Source organism: Enterococcus sp. DIV1444a (assembly GCF_051712125.1).
GTDB classification, from domain to species: domain Bacteria; phylum Bacillota; class Bacilli; order Lactobacillales; family Enterococcaceae; genus Enterococcus; species Enterococcus faecalis.
Genome location: NZ_JBIOOG010000001.1, coordinates 1,501,373 through 1,518,929 on the forward strand (window position 1 = coordinate 1,501,373; position 17,557 = coordinate 1,518,929).

Below are 17,557 nucleotides of genomic sequence, written 5' to 3' on the forward strand. Positions count from 1 at the left end.
TGTCACTCCCTACTCTATGTCAAACAAACTGATTTCAGTGTCATCGGTTTGTTCTGCTTCTTTTGTTTTTTCCGCATCTAAAAGACTTTCTCCTGTTGGTGCAGAATTGTCTTCTTCTGAACGATCTAAAATACTGCCATCTTCTTCCAACGTAAATTGAACATGTTGCTCAATCCATTTTCGACGAGGTTCGACTTTGTCGCCCATTAGTGTGGTCACACGGCGTTCTGCTTGCGCTGCATCATCAATCCGAACACGAATTAACGTTCTGGTCTCAGGATCCATCGTTGTTTCCCAAAGTTGTTCTGCATTCATTTCACCCAGACCTTTATAGCGTTGGAGCATATAGCCTTTACCAACTTTATCAATCACTTCTGCCAATTCACCATCGGTCCAAGCATACTCAATGACTGATTTTTTCCCAGTTCCTTTAGAGACTTTATAAAGAGGTGGTAAGGCAATGTAGACTTTGCCGGCTTCGATTAATGGTTTCATATAACGATAAAAGAACGTTAATAGCAACACTTGAATATGGGCACCATCGGTATCCGCATCGGTCATGATGATGATTTTATCATAATTACAATCTTCAATTGAAAATTCAGGACCAACGCCTGCGCCGATCGTATAGATCATAGTATTTATTTCTTCATTTTTCAAGATGTCTTGCATTTTCGCTTTTTCCGTATTAATGACTTTTCCTCGTAGCGGTAAAATGGCTTGGAACTTCCGGTCGCGTCCTTGTTTTGCTGAGCCTCCAGCCGAGTCTCCTTCGACAAGATATAATTCATTTTTCTTAGGATTTCTGGATTGAGCCGGTGTTAATTTTCCAGAAAGTAATGATTCACCTTTTTTCCGTTTTTTACCGTTACGGCTTTCTTCACGGGCTTTACGAGCTGCTTCACGGGCTTCACGGGCTTTAATCGCTTTCCGAATTAATGACTGACTCATTTCACTGTTTTCTTGTAAATAGAAGCCCATTTGTTCGCCTACGACGTTGTCGACAACGGTTCTTGCTAAAGGCGTACCTAATTTCCCTTTGGTTTGGCCCTCAAACTGTAGTAAGTTTTCTGGTACTCGAATAGAAAGGACGGCTGCTAAGCCTTCACGGAAGTCGCTACCTTCTAAATTTTTATCTTTTTCTTTTAATAGTCCCACTTTACGTGCATATTCATTGTACGCCTTTGTCATTGACGTTTTCATACCGACTTCGTGGGTACCGCCATCTTTTGTGCGGACATTGTTCACGAACGATAAAACATTTTCAGAATAGCCATCGTTGTATTGGTAGGCTAATTCAACTTCAATACCTTCTTTGGCTCCTGAAAAATAAACAACGGGTGTTAAGGTATCTTTTTCTTCATTTAGATAGGCAACAAATTCTTTAATTCCTTCTTCATAATGGAAAATTTCTTCTTTTGGTTCTTCGCCGCGTTCATCGCGTAACGTGATTTTGACCCCTTTTAACAGAAAGGCCGATTCTCGTAAACGTTCAGCTAAGATTTCGTAAGAAAAATTCGTTGTTGAAAAAATACGATCGTCAGGTAAAAAAGTAACGGAGGTGCCGTTGCGTTTTTTTGTTTTGCCGATTTTTTTTAAGGTACCAACTGGTTTACCGCCGTCCTCAAATCGTTCCATGTATTCTACGCCATCACGAACAATATGAACTTCTAACCACTTAGATAAGGCATTAACAACACTGGCACCCACCCCATGGAGTCCGCCTGAAGTTTTATAGCCACCTTGGCCAAACTTACCACCCGCATGTAAGACAGTAAAAATGACTTCTACTGTTGGGATACCAGAAGCATGCATCCCTGTTGGCATTCCGCGGCCAGAGTCTGCAACACAAATACTATTATCTTTTTGGATAGTCACGTTGATTTCATTCCCGTAGCCAGATAACGCTTCATCGACTGCGTTATCGACTATTTCATAGACTAAGTGATGGAGTCCACGGCTATCGGTTGAACCGATATACATACCAGGTCTTTTCCTCACTGCTTCCAATCCTTCTAGGACTTGGATAGAGGCATCATTGTACTCATTGTTAATTTTTTTAGCCAAAGAAAAAACTCCTTATACTTAGATTCTCGTTTAGTTAATAATCGTACATTAACTATTTCTTAAAGAATTAGAAGAAGAGTGAGCGGGTTTCTTGCGTTTACCGTTCGCTCCTTCTAAAACCATCATTACAATAATACTCTATCTGGGTCAAAAAAAAAAGAGCTTTCCGTTCAGGACGCTCTTTCTTTATAAAATTACACGTGTTTACTCAGCATCTGCCATTTTTGCCAATTCAATTTTAATACAACGGTCCATAATAACTTGACGACCTTCATTTAATAACAAGTTCGCTGCGTCTTCATTTTCCAAACCTAGTTGGGCCCAAAAGACAGGCGCTTCTGTTTTCAATGTTTCTGCGGCCACTTCTGGCAAAAATTCACTCCGCCGAAAGACGTCAACAATATCAATCTTTTCAGGGATCTCTGTTAATGCCCCATAAACCGTTTCGCCAAGCACCGTTTCACCTTTTAAAACTGGATTGACTGGCAATACACGATAGCCATGTTGCTGTAAAATTTCCGCAATTTTGTAACTCGTGCGGTCGGGCTTGTTACTCAAACCAACTACCGCAATATTTTTTGCTTGTTTTAGAATATCAAAAATTTGATTTTGACTTGGATTCTCAAATGTCATTCACTCAACCCCTTTTTTCGTTCTCGTTTATTATAACGCTGAGTAAAGGGTTTTGGCAAAATTATTCTCTGACTGCCAGTAAAATAATTATTGGCTTTGCCAATCTGCTGGATAGGTCACGTAGACAAAGCGTGCATCACCCGTCACTGAAAATTGAATTTTGCTACTTTTTGGGATTAAAATAATTTCGCCGGCTGTTGCAGAAATTTTACGCCCGTCAATCAGTATATCCAGTTGTCCTGAAATAATATAATCAATTTCATCGTATTCTAGTGTCCAATCGAAGGTGGTATCTTTCATCACCATTAAACCGCAACCAAGGCGTGGGCTTTCTTCTAAAGAAAAAAGATCTTTTGTGTAAACAATGTCCGCTGGGTTGCCTGTATCTAAGCGATCATCTTCTGTTACGTCAATTTCGGGCAATTTGATGGACATAATTCCACTCGGATCCACTTGTTTAGTCGGCATTAATTTTTCTGTGACAATTTGTCGAACAAGCGTTTCGATCATTTCACGATTTAATTCTTTCATATTTACACCTCATTATTTCACTTCTGTTTCGGGTTTCCCTAGCATTCGATTGGCCATAAAGATAGCCACAAAAATTGCAGTAATCCCTCCGACTAATTTTCCAACAATCATTGGAAAAATCATTTCTTTTGCTACGCCTGCAGTAAAACCAAGGTGGTCACCTAAAACGAAAGAAGCCGAAACAGCAAAAGCGATATTAATAATTTTTCCTCGATTATCCATGTCTTTTAACATTTGGAACATGGGAATATTGTTAGCTAATGTAGCAACCATTCCGGCAGCCGCTACTTCATTCATTCCTAAAACTTTGCCTAGTTTCATCAATGGTTTATTAAAGACTTTCGTAATCACTGCTACTAAACAGAAAGCGCCAGCTAAAGTTAAAGCAATCCCGCCAACGACTTCAATACCTTCAGTAACTGGTGCAATACCAGGAATCACTGTAATTCCTAATAATAGTTGAATCGCCCCCACAACTAAACCAAAGATAGCGACAATCACTACGCCTTGACCAAAAATTTGGAAGCCTTTAATCATGCCTTTTGGCGCTAACCATAAACCTAAAATAATTAAAGCGGCAACAATAATAATTGGAATTAAGTTAGGAATAATCAATGACAATGGCATGCCAGCTGTTAAACCGCCTGCTAATAAACCAAAAGGAATTGTAATAATCCCGCTCAAAACACCTGTTGCTAAGAATTGTTGGTCATCTTTTTGGATAATGCCCAGCGCTACTGGAATTGTAAAGACTAACGTTGGCCCCATCATTGCACCTAAGATTGCCCCCGCAAATAAACCAGCTTGTGGATCATTGGCTAATTGTTGCGCTAACGCAAAGCCCCCCATATCATTAGCCAATAAGGTTGTGGCAAACATTGCTGGATCAGCCCCTAGTAATTCATAGACAGGAACGACAATCGGACTTAAAAGATTGGCTAAGACAGGCGCTAAAGTGATAATCCCTACCATAGAAAGCGCTAGAGAACCCATAGCCATAATCCCTTTCTCAAATTGCTCCCCTAAACCTAGTTTGTTGCCAATACATTTATCGATTCCTCCAATAATCATGAAAAGAACCATAATATACATAATAATTTCATTAATGCTCATGTCTCGTCCTCCCTATTCGTCCTCTGTAGAATCAATGACACCAACAATCATTGCATCAATTGGGACATTCGGATCTTCTGCCGAAATACGGGCAGCATTGCCTTGACTAATTAACACTTTGTCCCCGACACCAGCTCCAGCGTTGTCAGCAGCAATTAAAAATCCTTGCTTTTCGTCCTCTTGATTCAAAATATCAACCATCATAAATTTCCAGCCATTTAATTTTTCATCTTTTCTTGTTGACCAAAGGCTACCAGTCACTTTTCCTAAAAGCATCGTTTTTCCTCCTTACGTCAGCAATTGATGTTTCCTAGCATAATCTTTCGCTAACGGGGTTAAATAGGCGTTTTTACTTAAAGAAACACCTGATTCTGTCATTCTTATCAATTGTTTTTCAGTAATGTAGGTTCGTTTGGTCTCAGCCAAAGAACGAAGTTGTTTTTGACAGGCCGCCTGAAACACAGCGTAATTTTCTGAATCATGATAAAAAATCAGCCCAAACTGTTGGCACATGTCCACGTTTTCCTGAATCGTTTGTTTCAAACGATATTTCAATCGTGAATTTTTAGTCACTGAAGGTATTGGGGTTAAAACCAATACCGGCTTACCTTCAAATAAGAATGCTAAGATGTTTTTGACTAATTCATCCGTTTCCTGTAAATGCGCAATCGCATTTACTTGGGAAAGCGTTAGCCTCTTTACAACCAAACCTCGTGCTAGCTTCTGCTCCTTGGTTACCCAATTTACATCAGGAAAACGAACAAACATTTCTTCAGGAAATGCTTCTTTTGCTTCTGCTAAAGCCACTGAATAAGACGACGACAGCAATTGTTGGCAAATTCGATCAGTAATCTGTTGAATCAAATTTTCCATTTCAGAAACGTTCATTGTCCTTCCTCCTTTTACTTAAGAATATAGCCACGAGCTCCTTTGGTTAAGCCGCAAGCGTTGGCTTCATCATAGTCAATGTGCATGTACGTTGCAAATCGCGGACTGATTCGCACAACTACATCATCAAAGATTAACGGACGTGTGCCTTCCACTTTGACTTGCACAATTTGGCTATTGCTTACTTTATTTTTCAAGGCGTCTTCGGGTGTCATGTGAATATGACGTTTGGCAACAATTAAGCCGTGACTTAATGTCACAACTGCTGATCCGTTCATCAGCGTGACACCTGGTGTCCCTTCTGTCTTGCCACTCTCTCTAACTGGGGCGTTAATTCCTAAAATACGTGTATCCGTCATAGAAACTTCAACTTGTGATTCGCTACGTTCAGGGCCTAAAATAACCACATTTTGAAAAAGTCCTTTAGGTCCAGCAACCGTAATTCGTTCTTTACAAACGAACTGTCCAGGTTGTGATAAATCTTTCACTTTTGTTAGTTGATATCCTGGTCCAAATAATGCATCAATCTCTTGACGAGACAAATGAACATGTCGGCCAGAAGCTTCAACTTCAAAAGTATTTTGTTGTTGTTGCTGAATTCGTTTAACAACTTCTTCAACAATTTCATTCATTGAATCCAATTTGTTCATCTCCTAGTTTCGTGATATTTCAGCCATGGTGCTAATTAATTCTGTAGCCCAAGATTGAAAAAGGCCGAACAGTTGTGATTCTCCTTTTAACTGGAGAATAATTTTATCTAGTTGTAATTGAATTTCTTTTGAGGAATAGCGCCATTGTCTCTGTTGGTTAGTTAGAATAGTTACCTTTGATTCCAAAATGACTGGTTCCATTACAAGCGACTGTTCTAAAATAAATTTCTCTAACCACTGTTGTTGTTGTTCGAAATATAACCAACCTTCTGTTGATAACGCTTCATTCGTTAAGAAAGGCAAATACAATAGATGGCTTAAGTGCCGAATCTCATAAATTGTTTCTTTCGATAAATGTTCTTGTTTTTGTGAGGAGGCCTTCACTGAATGAACCTCAGAAAGCAATGGGTTTGTTGAAGAGAAGCTGCTATTAATCCGATGCTCGCGTAGATAGCTTTTGGCGGCTGGCGTCAGAAAACTGCCTACAGGAAACACAAAATCCGTGCCATCTTCTAGTTCTTTTTTTAGCCTTTTGATGCGAAGCATATCTTCTGTAATAACTGTCATAACACCCCTCCTCAATGAAAGTTTAGGACAGAAGTAATGAACCTACCTCTGCCCCAAAAAATCAAAATTATAATTCAGTTGTTGCGTGTGGTAAAATAGCGTCTACTTCTGTATGTGGACGTGGAATTACATGGACAGATAATAATTCACCAACACGTTCTGCTGCAGCAGCACCAGCATCTGTTGCTGCTTTCACGGCACCAACGTCACCGCGAACCATTACTGTAACTAAACCGCCACCGACTTGTTCTTTTCCAATTAAAGTAACGTTTGCCGCTTTCACCATTGCATCGGCTGCTTCGACAGCACCTACTAAACCACGAGTTTCGATCATTCCTAAAGCATTTGTACTTGACATTATAATTTCCTCCTAAGATGTATGTTTTATTTTTAAAAATTTGGGACAATTATCAATTTGACTTAGGTCCCAAACCCTAAATCCAATAATTCATTTGTTGCACTCTTGCTCGCTAGTTTCTTGTTAGTTTAAGCGAGCTAAAACTTGAGCCACCACGGCATTTACTAGTTCTTCTTGATTGGTTGTTTCGCAAGAAGTAGCCACAGATGTGGTTGATGTTTGACCAAATTCTTGACGAATCTCTTCTAAATCACGCACGCCATAAGCAACACGACGTAAATTGAACAGATTTTCAACCCCAATATTATCAGAAGTTGAGCTGCCACCAACTGCACCACAGCCAAGTGTTAATGCTGGCACTAAGTTAGTTGAAGCACCAATGCCGCCAAGTGTACCAGAGGTGTTAACAAGCAAACGAGAGACGGGTTTTCTTAAGCCAAATTCACGAATGACTTCTTTGTTTTCTGTGTGAATACCCATCGTATGACCCGCACCTTCACCTTTCAAGATTTCAATTGATAACGCGCAAGCTGCTTCCCAGTTTTCAACTGTATAGAAAGCAATAATCGGTGCCAATTTTTCTCTTGAAAATGGATATTTCAAGCCTACATGTGTTTCCTCGGCAACAATTAAGCGGCGATCTTTTGGAATAGATAAACCAACTAATGAAGCAATATGTTGAACGGAACGACCCACGATTTGCGGGTTCATTGTACCGTTTGGTCGTAAAATAAATTTAGCTAATTTGTCGGCTTCGGCTGGACTTAAGAAATACGCTCCCTGCTTAATTAACTCTTCTTTGACCGCTTCACGGTTGACAGTTTCAACAATAATTGATTGTTCCGATGCACAAATTGTACCGTTATCGAAAGTTTTTGAATCCATTATTTGTTTCACTGCATGAGGAACATTTGCGCTTCGTTCGATGTAGGCTGGTCCATTACCAGGCCCAACACCGATTGCTGGTGTCCCAGAAGAGTACGCGGCTTTAACCATTGCGTTTCCACCAGTAGCTAAAATTAAATTTGTTTCTTTATTTTTCATTAATTCGCTGGTCGCTTGCATAGTTGGCGTTTTGATGACCGAGACACAACCTTCTGGTGCCCCTGCAGCAATAGCCGCTTTTTGGATAATTTCCACTGTTTCAATAATCGATTTCAACGCATTGGGATGTGGTGAAAAAACAATGCTGTTGGCAGCTTTTAATGAAATTAATGCTTTGTAAATGACTGTTGATGTCGGGTTGGTAGAAGGAATTAATCCTGCAATCACACCAACTGGGACAGCAATTTCAGTGACTTTTTTGGCAGCATCATCATGGATCACACCAACTGTAGCTTTGTCCTTCATTTCGTCATATACTACTTTTGAAGCGAAAGCATTTTTGATGATTTTATCTTCATAGATACCAAATCCTGTTTCTTCATTGGCCATTTTCGCTAACTTTTCTCGTTGGTTAAACGTAGCCTCTGAAACTGCTTGGACAATCGCATCGATTTGTTTTTGCGAAAATGTTGCTAATACTTGCTGTGCCTCTTTGGCTTTTCTGATTAAATTTCTTGTTTCTTGGATGGAACGTAAGTCTTTATCTACTAATTCCACTCGTCTTCACTTCTTTCTATTTCAGCCATGATTGCTTGAATTAAAGCTTCTTTATTGGCAAATTTAATCTCACTTTTCTTTAAACTACTTAGGTTCATTTTGTAGGCTTGTTTGCGTAAATCAACCACGCGTTGTGTTTCTAATTTTTGGCGTGTGCCCGTGTGTTCTTCCAAATCTGGCGTTTCAATCTCTTCTTCAATTACTTCTACTTGTTCCATCGGTTCAGGTGCTGACTTGGGTTCTGGATCTGATAAAATCACTTCCGTTTGAGCATCAACCCGTGAAATCACATGATGAGCAATTAAACAATTTAATTCTTTAGCTACTTCCGTGCCTACTTCAACGGCAGCTTGGACCGCGGCAACGTCACCAATCAGTTCCACAGTTGTTAAACCGCCATTAATAATTTCAGCTTTTAACAAAGTAACGTCGGCGGCTTTCAATGCCGCATCGGCCACACTAATGGCACCTAAAAACCCTTTGACTTCGACCATTCCTAATGCTTTCATTCAGGTCACATCCTTAATAACTCAACGGATTGTCAGCGATATTTTGAATGACTTGTTCAAACGCACTGCAAGCAGCTTTACATGCAGATTGACTACCTGTCAATAAGGCGCCGCCAAAGTTCGTTTCAGAAGGCGGGCCATAAAAGACACCCATTTGAACATCGGCAGCTTTCATTGCTGCATCTAAGCCAACCATCGCTTCTAGCGGTGGAGCAATCAGATAAGCAATCGCTTCACCTTCAGGAATATTCGCTTGTTCAGACAAAAAGCTACCCGTTCTTGACACTACATGTGCAAAATAAACAATACTGTCATCTTCGTTAGCACTATAGAAGCTGGCTTCTTCTTCAATGACTTGCGTAATGACACTCAAGCCACTATTGACTTCGGCAGGACTCGGACCAGCAATAATGCCAATCACTTCACCGGCTAATTTGGTTGAAGCATTTGCTGCGCCGGCATACATACTTTTACCGTAAACTACAGTAACATCGGCGGCTTTGGTTGCTTCATCTAATGCAACGTAAGTGACATCATCACAATCGGAAGTAACAATTCCTAATGAGCGATGTTCTGGTTTCAATGATAATTCTTTTGCTAATGCCGGATCGACATTGGGAATGACTTTCATACTTAGGACATTTGCACCTAGACGATCATTTTTCATGAGAAATCCTCCTTTATTCAGCTTCTTTTAAATCAATACCAGATTTTTTCTTGTCTAACATTTTTTTGATAATTTCGGCAATGTAGGCCCCTGCTTCAACAGCCGGTGTCCCACCTTTGTGAATATTTGAAATAACTGTCCGCCGTGCTTCTGGCATACCGACAGTTGGTTTGTAAGCAATGTAGGCACTCATAGATTCAGCTGTTACTAAACCAGGACGTTCGCCAACTAGCAAGCAAACAACATCAGCGTCAGTGATTTCACCAATTTTATCCATTGCTGGCACGCGACAATATTTAACAAAAACAACATTGTCGAAATCTAAGTTGTACATGTTTAATCCTTGTTTAATTGCTGGTAGGACTTCTTTAATATTCGCTTCGATAGCAGCTGAACTAAGGCCATCCCCTACGACCATTTGGATTTTGGCTTTTGGTGTCGTATTTTTCCGAATGATTTCACTATTTTCTTCATCAAATTGACGACCATAATCTGGACGTGTTAAATATTCATCTTTACTATTACAGATTGTTTTTGTAGAAATAAAATTCATTTCTTTTATCAAGTCTTCGCTTACGTCTGAAAAGACCGCATCTTGTGCTGCCGCATGGTCCGCTCGGAAACGTAATGTTGAACTAGTCATATAACGCGTCCCTGCACGACCAACGCCTAAACGAGCTGGCGAGAAAGCTTTCATTTTTAATAGTGCTTCAGGATTTACGGCATTTTTCAATAGTAATTGTTTACGTAAATCTACTTCAGTAATGTCAGGAATTAGGCCTTCTTCAATTTCTGTCGTTTCAGTGACGTGTGTTGTGACTAGTTTTTCTTCAGCAGTCACAGTGGCAGTCGAAACCGCTTGGTTGTCAGCGACCATTTCTGTTAAAATTCCGGCAATCATTTCTTTTAATTCTTTTTCGTTCATTTGTATTCTCACCTCGTTTATTTAATAAATACAGATGCATCGCCAGCGCGACTTGTTAATTTTCCGTTTTCCATTAAGCCCATTTTTTCCATCCATTCTTCAAATTCTTTAATTGGACGTAAGCCTAATGTTTCACGAATCGTCGCAGTTTCATGGAACCCAGTTGTTTGATAATTTAACATGACATCATCGCCATGAGGAATCCCCATGATATACGTACAACCAGCTGTTGCTAATAACATTGCTAAGTTTTCCATATCATTTTGATCAGCTTTCATATGGTTGGTGTAGCAGACATCACAGCCCATTGAAATTCCAGTTAATTTGCCCATGAAATGATCTTCTAAACCAGCGCGGATGACTTGTTTTGAATCGTAAAGATATTCTGGTCCAATAAAGCCGACAACGGTATTTACAATATACGGATCAAATTTTTTGGCTAAGCCATAACAACGCGCTTCCATTGTGACTTGGTCTGCGCCAAAGTTCGCTTCAGAAGAAAGTTCTGAGCCTTGACCTGTTTCAAAATACATCACATTAGGACCAGCTGCTTGACCACTGTGAAGCGCTAAATCTTGTGCTTCAGCTAAAATTTCTGCATTTAAACCAAATGCTGTGTTCCCTTTTTCTGAACCAGCGATGGATTGAAAGACTAAGCCAGTTGGCGCGCCTTGACGCATGGCTTCCATTTGTGTCGTTACGTGAGCAAGCACGCAAGTTTGTGTTGGAATTTCCCATTCGCTGCGGAACTCTTCAAATTTGTTTAAGATCCGTTTAACACTTTCTGTAGAATCATCAACAGGATTCAAACCAATTAACGCGTCACCGGCGCCATAAGAAAGACCTTCCATAACTGATGCCATAATGCCATCGACATTATCGGTTGGATGGTTCGGCTGTAAACGATTTGAAAAAGTTCCGGGACGGCCAATTGTTGTGTTGGCGGTTTTTTCAATATTGATTTTTTTTGCGCCAACAATTAGATCCATGTTGGACATTAATTTACAGACAGCAGCAATCATTTCAGAAGTGAGTCCACGGGAAATTCGTTTGATATCAAAATCGGTTGTTTCCGAAGATAAGATAAATTCGCGTAATTCTGCGACTGTCCAATGTTTAATACTTTCAAAAATTCGCATATTGACTTGGTCAATAATAATGCGTGTCACTTCGTCTTCGTCATAATCAACAACGGGATTGTTAAACAAGTCATTTAAGGACAATTCCGATAAAACGACTTTCGCTGCCACGCGTTCTTCGGCTGAATTAGCAGCTACGCCAGCTAACTTGTCGCCAGACTTTTCTTCATTGGCTTTGGCTAAGACTTCTTTAACGGATGTAAATTGATAGACTTTGCCAAATAGTTTGGTTTTTAAAATCATCTTTGTGTCGCTCCTTTTTAATTAAATACTAAGGTCTTAACAATGACTGGAAGGACGGCTCCTTCTGCCACTGGTAAACCGATATCTACATAATCACCGTTTTCTACTTTGACCGAATCAAGACAGATAAACGGATAGTCTTTTGGCAGATGGGCACTTAAGGCATGCCCTAAAGCTTTTGCCATGTCTTCATCCACCATAACAATAATGGGCATTTGTTCAGCAATTAAACTAGCTAATCCTTCCACAATCCCTTGACCATAGCGCTGAATATCAGCAAATGTTGGATTACTCATGCCTCTAATTGCTAAGGCAATCTGAGGTGTCTCTTCAATACGATGCCAATTGAGTTTTTCTTGGATTCGCTGGCCTAATTCTGTCACAGTAAGGGTTTCATCCTCTTGCGCTAATTTTAGAATTGGGATGTTTTTTACCGGCAAAATTTGCTCACGGTAAGCGATCGTGCTTCCGCTAATTTCAGCAGTATGTGAACCTGCTCCGACGACCGTCGCTCGGATTGTTTCTGCGCTTTCTAAGACTTCTTTTACCGAAAAAATCAGTGACTTTCTCAGATATTTTCCTAAAAGCAAGCCGATGTCCCCATATTTAAAGAGATTCGTACTTGTCGTATTTAAGCAATCAGCCACACCACCAGAAAATGTTACAATTGGTAATTCCCCACCTTTTCGTAGTGGATGATTGGTTACTAATAACTGGTAGAACGGGCTTTGTGTTCCCAAGCCAATGCTATTTTCTAACACGGCAACTAATTCCGAAATAATTGGCAGTAAGTTTTGTTCGGTGGCTTGGTCACCAAGGTGCAAGGTTAGCCCTTTTTTATTTATAATTTCTTGAATCTTCGGAGCTATATAGGTGATTTTTTGTTGTTGATCTAATTTAATTAAGCGTCCGCCAATGTCGAAACAAGCCGTATCAATCACTTCACCATCTTTAAAGACAGCTAAATTTGTCGTTCCACCACCAATGTCTAAATTAACCACTGGTTTGCGTTTCGTCTCAGAATAGGTTTGAGCGCCAGCGCCTTTTCCGGCAATGATACTTTCTAAATCGGGACCAGCGGTAGCAACGACAAAATCACCTGCATAGCCACTAAGTGCTCGTAGTACATTGTTGGCATTGCTTTTTCGAGCAGTTTCACCTGTGATAATTACCGCACCCATTTGAATATCTTGTTTCTGAATGCCTGCTTGGCGATATTGCTCCGCTACAAACGCTTTGATAGGTTCAGCATCAATTTCCGATTGGTTAAGTAAGGGTGTAAAGATAATGTCACTTCGATAAATGACTTTTTTATCAGAAATGCTGATCCGTGGTACTGTAAACGCAGAGGCAAAATTTTCAACAGTTAATTCTGACAAGACTAATTGGGTTGTAGACGTCCCTAAATCAATCCCTACGGTTAAAAGTGTTTCCTTCGACATCGCCTGACTCGCCTCCTTTTGCATACAAAAAGGCACTTAAAGATTCGTTAGAAAATTTCTTTCTACTTTTCTTTAAGCGCCTTTGCTTAATCAATGAACAACATCACTGGTGTTCTGTTCGAAATAGAAACAGGTTTTAGTTCCCTGTTTATTGGATTCAATTGTAATTTTTCCTTTTAATTTATCTTTTACGTAGCTTTTGACAATCATCAAACCTAAACTGGTCTCGTTACTTTGATGAACGTCATAACCTTTACCATTATCTGTAACAGTAATGGTAATCATTTTATTATCTAATGTTCCACTAAGTTTAACAACGCCACTAGTTTGTGGCTCAAATGCATGATCAAAAATGTTTTGTAATAGTTCGTTGACAACAAGGGAAATGGTGACCATTTGTTCGCTAGAAACCATAATGGCTGGATCAACATCCATCATCATCTCAATGGGTTGTGCGCCTTGAAAAAGATGTCTAAAATTATACATCACTGCTTCCAATGTTTGCCGTAAAGCAACGTCATCTTTGACTTGTTTTGACAGCAATTCATGGGTGGCTGCAATCGCCATAATTCGATTGACACTTTCATGAAGGACTTTTTTTGCTTCGGGGCTTTGCGTTCGCCGTTCTTGAATACGCAATAAGGAAACCACCGATTGCAAGTTATTTTTAACACGATGATGAATTTCACGAATCGCAACAGATTTGGAAATAATTTCCGCTTCTTTTTCTTTAAATTCTGTATTGTCTTGAATAATCATAATCAATTGTTCTTCTGATGCCAACCACACTTTCCGAACCTTAAAATAATAATTAAGGTAGGTCGTTTTACTTTCAATTGGTTGATTACTCATTTTATATTTCATTTGATACAACACATATTCAAAAGTTGTATAATCAATGGACAAATTGTCATAACTCATGCCAATAATATTGTCCCGATAACCAAGTTTGCGATAAAGCTCTTGTGCATTGTGATTGGTAATTAATAAGTGACCCGCCGCATCAAAAATCAAAACTGCTTCTGCCAATTGATCAATAAATAACGCATCGACTTGACTAGTTGATTTCGCTACTTTTGCTAATTGGCAGTTATTTAGCTCCTCTTTTTGTAAGTCCGCTTGAATCTCTTCATCTGCCGCAATCTCGACGATAATGACACCAATCGTTCGATGTTCATTGCGAATGGGATAGATATTTTGCTTGATCAAACGATTTTCCTGAGTCACTGCTAGCAAGCCAATGCTATTTAAGCTAGTCTGCATGGTACGTAGGACACCAGGCTCATTTTTTAATAAAGCTTCCATCCCAACGACATCTCCGCTATATAACGAAGCTGTCTTCGCAGGCGGCTTATGATAAACGACTAGCGCTTGCTGTGAAATTTCCTTATACACATCAATAAAAACATCTGCACTTTGATAGAGTGTCGTCGAAGAAAGATAGCGTGCTGTACGTTGTAATTCTTTAATGTCTGAGTCTGAAAGATTGGTATATTGGTGACATAATTGCTCTAATCGTTTCATTTATTCATCATCCATTACAATCAATTCTGCAATTTCACTCATACGTGCGCGTTTGTTCATACTTAACGTACGCAACATTTGGTAGGCTTCTTCTTCCGATATATGATTTTCTTTTACAAGAATACCTTTGGCTTTTTCGATAATTTTACGTTCTTCTAATTTTAAACTTAATTTATCGATTTGACTTAGTAACAGCTGCGTTTGTTTGCCTCGTTCAATGCTCATTTCAATTGTAGGTATTAATGATTTTTCGTCTAGAGGTTTAACTAAATAACCCAGTGCGCCTAATTTTTTTGCTTTGTCCGTATTTTGTACGTCACTATATGCGGATAAAAAGACAATACTACTGGCTAGTTGGTCTTGAACAATTTTTTTACCTGCTTTTAGCCCATCTAAAATCGGCATTTGAATGTCCATTAATACTAGGTCAGGTTGTGTTTTTTTACATACTTCAATTGCTTCAAAACCATCGGCCGCTTCACCGACTACTTCGTACCCTGCTTCTATCACAATATCACGAATATCGAGTCTCGTAATAGGTTCATCATCGACTATTACAATTCGTCCATCCATTCTCTTCACGCCCTTGTCCTTTCAACGCTATGTTCTGGTAATTTTACAAGTTACAGAAAAGTTTAAAATCTGTTGTAAACCTTCAATCACCGCTTGTAAGGCTGCTTCCACTGAGCTTACGTCACCAGAAATGACCACCGATCCAGAAAAACGATCAATAAAACCGATTTGGATATCTCCGCTTTTAGTCGCAATATCAACAGCGATAATTGCCGCTTCGCTCGGAGTGATTGTCAAAATACCTAGTGCATTGCTGGTGCCTTCTGGCAACCCTAATTTTGTATAAATTTCTTTATTAGGACTAGCAATGATGTGCGCTAACGTTACTTGTTTCCCAGGAACATATTCTTGAATCATTCGTTGTTTTTCTTCCAACCAGACTCGCTCCTTTAATTTAGCAAATAAAAAATCCTCAATAAAAAACGTAAAGGTTCCACTTTCGCTTTCTACTAAGGAGCTTCTTTGCTCTTAAATTTTGAAGCACGCCGTTGTGCTACCCACATTATATGTTATCGATTTCATCCTGTCAATCGCTTATAAGATAGAATTTAAAATTTTTGTCACTTCTTCTGCTGTTGGTTGGACAGGATTTGTTTTGGTGCAGCCATCCATCAATGCGCCTTCAGCTATTTTTTGGATCGCAGCTTGGACTTCTTCTTTTGGTAAACCATAGTCACTAAAAGTGGCAGGCATGTTTAATTTTTGACGGAGTTGCTTGATTTGTCGAATAAATTGTTGAACACCAATCCGTGCATTGGTTGTCTGTGTATCATTCAGACAATTTGCTAACTGCGCATAACGTTTGGCTGTTAGTTCGTTGGTGACTTTACCATTCGCTAAGCCACTGTTATATGCAATGACTTCCGGCAAAAGCATCGCATTCATTCGTCCATGTGGCACATGTAAACGCGCACCGGCCGCATGAGCAATACCGTGATTCAAGCCTAACGAAGTAACATTAAACGCCATCCCTGCCATACATGAAGCTAAATGCATATTTTCACGGGCTTGTTGGTTGCTACCCTCATTAAAGGCTATTTCTAAATTGTCGAATACTAAGCGAACGACTTTTTCGCACAACGCATCTGAAATCGGATTTGCTTCTGTTGAAACATACGCTTCAATAACATGCGTTAAGACGTCCATTCCTGTATCCGCTGTGATTTTTGGTGGCACACTCATCACTAAATTTGTATCTAAAATCGCAATTTCTGGTTGAATTTCATCCGTTACAAGCGGGATTTTGGTGCCAGTTTCAGCAACCGTAATCACTGAAAAATTCGTAACTTCTGAACCAGTCTTACTAGTTGTAGGAACCGCAATAAACTCAGCAATCTGAGTTTGCAAAGTACGTTTGCCAAAAAATTTCATTGCTTTGGCCGCATCAATAGCGGATCCCCCACCTAAAGCTAATATCGTATCTCCTTGAAATGTCGCTAACTGCTTAATTCCCGCAGCAATCTTATCAATTGGTGGATCGGGGATGATGTCACTAAAAATTTGCCATTCACTTTTTGTTAAATGCTTTGTCACTTCATTCACAAATCCAGAGTCAACCATGAATGGATCTGTGACAATGAAAACACGTCTATCATGAAGTGTTTCCAAATTGGCTAATGCGCCTTCTCCTACCCATAGTTCGGTAGGGAAATGAATTGTTTTCATCTCAATTCCTCCTTAATAAAATACAAAAAGACACTTCAAACAAACGAAAAATCATCTGTCTGAAGCGTCTTTGCTTCCTTATGTATACGCCATTGTACACGAAACCTTATCCATAGAGTACAACGCCTTTAATTAATTGTCAATAAAAAAAGGGAATATAGCAGTACGTCATTGTACCTGAAATCTCCTTCAACATTGAAAGACCAGCCCAAAATTCCCGAAAGCACTTCCTCGTGCCATTAATTGGATTAATACAAATATCTTGGGCTGGATTTTCAACACAAGCGTTGTTAAGAAACATCCTGTTTTGCCTCGAAACAGCATGCCCAATAATGAAAAAATGAAAAGACCTGACTTAAAAGCAACCTTGCTTCTTCACAGTGGCGGGACCGTGCCAGATTCTCACTGGCTTCCATTCATATTTTTCATAAAATATTCGTTTAATCTATCTGAAATTTACC

The 17,557-nt window shown here is 39.5% G+C and carries 19 protein-coding genes and 1 riboswitch; all 19 genes read right to left on the reverse strand.

The features are described 5' to 3' along the window. Positions 1-9 precede the first annotated feature (9 nt). Positions 10-2,067 carry a DNA topoisomerase IV subunit B gene (gene parE, locus IGI87_RS07365; protein WP_113794059.1) on the reverse strand — a complete coding sequence of 686 codons (2,058 nt, stop codon included), beginning with the start codon at positions 2,065-2,067 and terminating at the stop codon, positions 10-12. A gap of 204 nt (positions 2,068-2,271) precedes the next feature. Further along, positions 2,272-2,700 (reverse strand): CoA-binding protein, encoded by a 429-nt coding sequence (locus IGI87_RS07370; protein ID WP_104854859.1) that lies wholly within the window; start codon positions 2,698-2,700, stop codon positions 2,272-2,274. 87 nt (positions 2,701-2,787) lie between these two features. Beyond that, a complete protein-coding gene (locus IGI87_RS07375) occupies positions 2,788-3,231 on the reverse strand; it encodes an ethanolamine utilization protein EutQ (protein WP_280210512.1) in 444 nt (147 codons plus the stop codon). Positions 3,232-3,243: 12 nt separating this feature from the next. Further along, positions 3,244-4,344 (reverse strand): ethanolamine utilization protein EutH, encoded by a 1,101-nt coding sequence (gene eutH, locus IGI87_RS07380; RefSeq protein ID WP_438736560.1) that lies wholly within the window; start codon positions 4,342-4,344, stop codon positions 3,244-3,246. A gap of 12 nt (positions 4,345-4,356) precedes the next feature. After that, positions 4,357-4,620 carry a EutN/CcmL family microcompartment protein gene (locus IGI87_RS07385; RefSeq protein WP_002389016.1) on the reverse strand — a complete coding sequence of 88 codons (264 nt, stop codon included), beginning with the start codon at positions 4,618-4,620 and terminating at the stop codon, positions 4,357-4,359. A 12-nt stretch (positions 4,621-4,632) separates the two neighbouring features. After that, on the reverse strand, positions 4,633-5,232 hold the full coding sequence (locus tag IGI87_RS07390; protein ID WP_438736561.1) for a TIGR02536 family ethanolamine utilization protein: 600 nt from the start codon (positions 5,230-5,232) through the stop codon (positions 4,633-4,635). Between the two features lie 14 nt (positions 5,233-5,246). Beyond that, positions 5,247-5,882 carry an ethanolamine utilization phosphate acetyltransferase EutD gene (gene eutD / locus IGI87_RS07395; protein ID WP_002357516.1) on the reverse strand — a complete coding sequence of 212 codons (636 nt, stop codon included), beginning with the start codon at positions 5,880-5,882 and terminating at the stop codon, positions 5,247-5,249. 3 nt (positions 5,883-5,885) lie between these two features. Beyond that, entirely contained in the window at positions 5,886-6,449 is a 564-nt protein-coding gene (locus IGI87_RS07400) for a hypothetical protein (RefSeq protein ID WP_002363983.1), read from the reverse strand. Positions 6,450-6,516: 67 nt separating this feature from the next. Continuing rightward, positions 6,517-6,807, reverse strand: coding sequence for a BMC domain-containing protein (locus IGI87_RS07405; protein ID WP_002357513.1), 291 nt, complete (start codon positions 6,805-6,807; stop codon positions 6,517-6,519). A gap of 123 nt (positions 6,808-6,930) precedes the next feature. Next, complete coding sequence (locus tag IGI87_RS07410; RefSeq protein ID WP_002357511.1) at positions 6,931-8,409, reverse strand: acetaldehyde dehydrogenase (acetylating); 1,479 nt, start codon at positions 8,407-8,409, stop codon at positions 6,931-6,933. Further along, positions 8,400-8,918 carry a BMC domain-containing protein gene (locus IGI87_RS07415; RefSeq protein ID WP_002357510.1) on the reverse strand — a complete coding sequence of 173 codons (519 nt, stop codon included), beginning with the start codon at positions 8,916-8,918 and terminating at the stop codon, positions 8,400-8,402. The genes IGI87_RS07410 and IGI87_RS07415 overlap by 10 nt, the downstream gene beginning before the upstream one ends. 13 nt (positions 8,919-8,931) lie before the next feature. Continuing rightward, on the reverse strand, positions 8,932-9,585 hold the full coding sequence (eutL, locus tag IGI87_RS07420; protein ID WP_002357509.1) for an ethanolamine utilization microcompartment protein EutL: 654 nt from the start codon (positions 9,583-9,585) through the stop codon (positions 8,932-8,934). 13 nt (positions 9,586-9,598) lie between these two features. After that, positions 9,599-10,510: an ethanolamine ammonia-lyase subunit EutC gene (gene eutC / locus IGI87_RS07425; protein WP_438736562.1), complete on the reverse strand. Its 912-nt coding sequence runs from the start codon at positions 10,508-10,510 to the stop codon at positions 9,599-9,601. A 17-nt stretch (positions 10,511-10,527) separates the two neighbouring features. After that, positions 10,528-11,892, reverse strand: coding sequence for an ethanolamine ammonia-lyase subunit EutB (locus IGI87_RS07430; protein ID WP_002357506.1), 1,365 nt, complete (start codon positions 11,890-11,892; stop codon positions 10,528-10,530). 17 nt (positions 11,893-11,909) lie between these two features. Continuing rightward, positions 11,910-13,358 carry an ethanolamine ammonia-lyase reactivating factor EutA gene (eutA, locus tag IGI87_RS07435; protein WP_438736563.1) on the reverse strand — a complete coding sequence of 483 codons (1,449 nt, stop codon included), beginning with the start codon at positions 13,356-13,358 and terminating at the stop codon, positions 11,910-11,912. A gap of 66 nt (positions 13,359-13,424) precedes the next feature. After that, positions 13,425-14,858, reverse strand: a complete 1,434-nt coding sequence (locus IGI87_RS07440; protein WP_113794069.1) for a sensor histidine kinase — start codon at positions 14,856-14,858, stop codon at positions 13,425-13,427. Continuing rightward, positions 14,859-15,431: an ANTAR domain-containing response regulator gene (locus IGI87_RS07445; RefSeq protein ID WP_002384488.1), complete on the reverse strand. Its 573-nt coding sequence runs from the start codon at positions 15,429-15,431 to the stop codon at positions 14,859-14,861. Positions 15,432-15,458: 27 nt separating this feature from the next. Further along, complete coding sequence (eutS, locus tag IGI87_RS07450; RefSeq protein WP_002345864.1) at positions 15,459-15,806, reverse strand: ethanolamine utilization microcompartment protein EutS; 348 nt, start codon at positions 15,804-15,806, stop codon at positions 15,459-15,461. 159 nt (positions 15,807-15,965) lie between these two features. Further along, entirely contained in the window at positions 15,966-17,096 is a 1,131-nt protein-coding gene (locus IGI87_RS07455; RefSeq protein ID WP_438736564.1) for a 1-propanol dehydrogenase PduQ, read from the reverse strand. A 292-nt stretch (positions 17,097-17,388) separates the two neighbouring features. After that, a riboswitch (adenosylcobalamin (AdoCbl) riboswitch) is annotated at positions 17,389-17,538 on the reverse strand. Positions 17,539-17,557 lie beyond the last annotated feature (19 nt).